Source organism: Candidatus Effluviviaceae Genus I sp. (assembly GCA_016867725.1).
Classification (GTDB): domain Bacteria; phylum Joyebacterota; class Joyebacteria; order Joyebacterales; family Joyebacteraceae; genus VGIX01.
Genome location: VGIX01000091.1, coordinates 1 through 3,012 on the forward strand (window position 1 = coordinate 1; position 3,012 = coordinate 3,012).

Consider the following 3,012-nt stretch of genomic DNA (forward strand, 5'->3'; position numbering starts at 1 on the left):
CCTCACCCGGCATGCTGTAGCCCGTCGGGCTCTGCCACGCCGGGATGTCCTTGTGGATGCTGAGCGTGAAGATGACCCTCTCGGGGTCCTCGAACGGCGGAAGGTCGTGGTACCACGAGCCCCAGATGTGGATGTCGGTGATGGGGCCGGTCTCGATGCACGGGAAGTCGTCGGCAAGCAGATACGGCATCGAGGCATTGACGTCCGCGCCCATCGGAGTCAGGTCCGGGTACTGGACCCACTTCTGGGGCTGACCCGGATCCCAGTGCGCAAGGGCCGGGGCCGCGAGCAACATCAGAGCGAGAGATACAAGCAGAGCCGCTCTCATGAGACCCTCCCTTCGATCGGAGACACACTCCTGCGCCGTGCCAAGTCCGCATCTGCCGCTGAGGGCCCGCCGGACGCTCACTCGACCGTGCGCTCCAGGTTGATTGCTTGACATGCGGTGCCAAGCGGGTAGAATGGTACCATGAAAACGAGTCTCAGTCAACAGATGAACGGTGCCGCTGCCACGGGTACCGCGACCCTGCGCGCGCTCGCGCTGGCCGGGACGCTGGCCGTCGCGGCGTGCGGCCCCCTGCGCGCCGCCACGCTCCGCGTCGACCAGTCCGGCGGCGGGGACCACACCACCATCCAGGCGGCCCTGACCGCAGCGGCGAGCGGCGACAGCGTGCTCGTGGCGGCGGGCGTCTACGCGGGCCCGGCCAATCGCGACCTCGACTTCACCGGCAAGGCCATCGTCCTGGCATCCGAGCCCGGTCCCGCGCAGACGGTGATCGACTGCGAGCGCCTGGGGCGCGCCTTCCGATTCCACACCGGAGAGACGGGCGCCGCCGCCGTCATCGGGTTCACCATCGCGAACGGTGAGAGCGCGGAGCGCGGCGGCGGCATCCTGTGCGAGGGCGCCTCGCCGCGCATCGAGAACTGCGTGATCTCGGGGTGCGTCACCGGAGCGGGCTCCGCGACGGGCTACGGCGGCGGCGTCTACTGCTCGAACTCCGCCCTGGCGCTCACGGACTGCGTTCTGACCGGCAACACCGCGGACGAGGGCGCGGCGATGTACGCGGCCGACTCCTCCCCCGCGCTCACACGCTGCCGGGTCGTCGCGAACGCGGCGGTCCGCGGCGGGGGCGGCATCAGGATCCTGCGCGGCGGCTCGGGCGCGCGCCTCACGGGCTGCACCATCGCGGGGAACACCGCGGCCACGTACGGGGGAGGCATCTACTGCTGCTACTCGGCCCCGGTCATCACGAACTGCACCATCGTCGGGAACGCCGCATCGAACGGCGGCGCCGTCTACGGCTACGACGCGTCGCCGACCATCACGAACACGATCCTCGCCTTCAGCACGACCGGCGCCGCGGTGTACTGCCCGGGCGCGAGCGCCTTCACCATCACGCACTCCTGCTCGTTCGGCAACGCGGGCGGCGACAGCCTGTGCGGGACGCACCACGACAACGTCTTCGTGGACCCGGCGTTCTGCGATACGACGGCCGGCTCGTTCACCGTGAACGAGTGCTCGCCGTGCGCGGGTGCTGGCGCGGGCGGGGCGGACATCGGCGCGTGGGGCATCGGGTGTCCATGCGGCGGGACCGGCGTGCCGGAAGTGGGAACCGGCGGCGCGGCGCGGCTCGAGGTCTTCCCCAATCCGGCGCGGGGCCCTGTCCTGTTCGTCATCGAGACGGGAAGCGAGGGTGCCGACCCCGAGGCCGTGACGATCCACGACCTCCGCGGGCGTCTCGTGCGGAGGATCGCGCTCTCGCCCGCCGCCGGGGGGCTGCGCCACGCGCGCTGGGACGGAAGGGACGCCTCCGGCGCCGACGTCCCGCACGGCGTCTACTTCGCGCGCGCGGGGTCGGCGACGTGGTCAGGATCAGTCGGGAAGCTCGTGGTCCTCAGATAGCGACGCGGGGCCGGGGACCGGCCGCCGCGCGGACGCCCGCGCGAGATGCCGACCGCCGCCCGGTCGACGCCTGCCGCCGCGCGCTCACCTGTACAGCCCCTTGATGCTCCCCCAGGTCGCCCACGCCACCGCGGTACCGGACGGCACGTTGTCACTGCACCAGATCTGATCGTACGCTCCCGGACGCGTGAACGCGATGAGGTCGCCCTCGGGCGACCACGCCGGAGACCGGTCCGTGCCGCCCGCGGTGACCTGATGCTCGGCTCGCGTGGCTACGTTCACGACGACGATCCCGACCCCGAGCCTCGCGAGCGCTATGTGCGTGCCCCCCGGCGACCAGGCGGGCTCGACGTCCCGCGCTCCGCTCGCCGTGAGGCGCTGAAGCGTGACCCCTTCCCCTTCTTCGCCCGTGAGCCAGATGTCGAGGTCCCCCGCACGGTCGCTCGCGAACGCGATCCGGGAGCCGTCCGGCGAGATGGCCGGATCGACATCGTCCGCCGCGCTCGTCGTGAGCCGGGTGAGCCAGTTCTGCTCTCCGCCCTCGGACATGAGGTAGATGTCCCGCTGGCCCGCCCGGTCGGAGTGGAACGCGATTGTGCCGCCCAGGTAGCTCGGCGACTCGTTGTCGGCAGCGGACTGCGTGGGCTCAACGAGGATGTACGGCGGACCCCACTCGTATGCGAGGTAGATCCGGTCCCTCTCCCCCGTCCCCCCGCATACGGCGACGAACTGGGCTGCGCAGTTCCAGCTGGGCTCGCGTAGCGACTTCGTCGGATCGTTCGTCACGCACAGCGGCGTCACCTCGCCCTGGTCGCTCACCATCCAGATCTGGTAGTTGCCGGGCGTGACGCGGTCTGAGTGGAACACGATGTGGTCCCCGCACCACGACGGGTGGGCGCTGTTCGCGCTCGCGATCGTCACCTGCCATTCGGCGGCCGCCGCAATCCACACGGCCGCCGCCAGCGCGACCGCTGCCGCCGCTGACGACGCGAGCATGCGCACGGTCGGCCTCCCTTCGCCTCGCCCGCCGGCTTCGAGAGAAGGGCCCTCGCCGAGAAGGGCGGGCCCCGCGTGCAGCATCAGGCTCTCGGGGATCCTACTCGTCGAGC

The 3,012-nt window shown here is 71.2% G+C and carries 3 protein-coding genes; 1 reads left to right on the forward strand and 2 read right to left on the reverse strand.

The window, feature by feature from the left end; genetic code table 11:
• The coding region (locus FJY74_09710; GenBank protein MBM3308588.1) for a hypothetical protein at positions 1 to 328 on the reverse strand (328 nt) is incomplete at its 3' end.
• 165 nt (positions 329 to 493) lie between these two features.
• Here FJY74_09710 and FJY74_09715 point away from each other — a divergent pair.
• A complete protein-coding gene (locus tag FJY74_09715; GenBank protein ID MBM3308589.1) occupies positions 494 to 1,903 on the forward strand; it encodes a right-handed parallel beta-helix repeat-containing protein in 1,410 nt (469 codons plus the stop codon).
• A gap of 84 nt (positions 1,904 to 1,987) precedes the next feature.
• On the opposite strand, the gene FJY74_09720 is transcribed toward FJY74_09715, so the two are convergent.
• Positions 1,988 to 2,899 carry a PD40 domain-containing protein gene (locus FJY74_09720; protein ID MBM3308590.1) on the reverse strand — a complete coding sequence of 304 codons (912 nt, stop codon included), beginning with the start codon at positions 2,897 to 2,899 and terminating at the stop codon, positions 1,988 to 1,990.
• Positions 2,900 to 3,012 lie beyond the last annotated feature (113 nt).

Coding starts and splice junctions, on each gene's coding strand:
- FJY74_09715 (MBM3308589.1), top strand. CDS start 494: ATGAACGGTGCCGCTGCCACGGGTACCGCGACCCTGCGCGCGCTCGCG.
- FJY74_09720 (MBM3308590.1), bottom strand. CDS start 2,899: ATGCTCGCGTCGTCAGCGGCGGCAGCGGTCGCGCTGGCGGCGGCCGTG.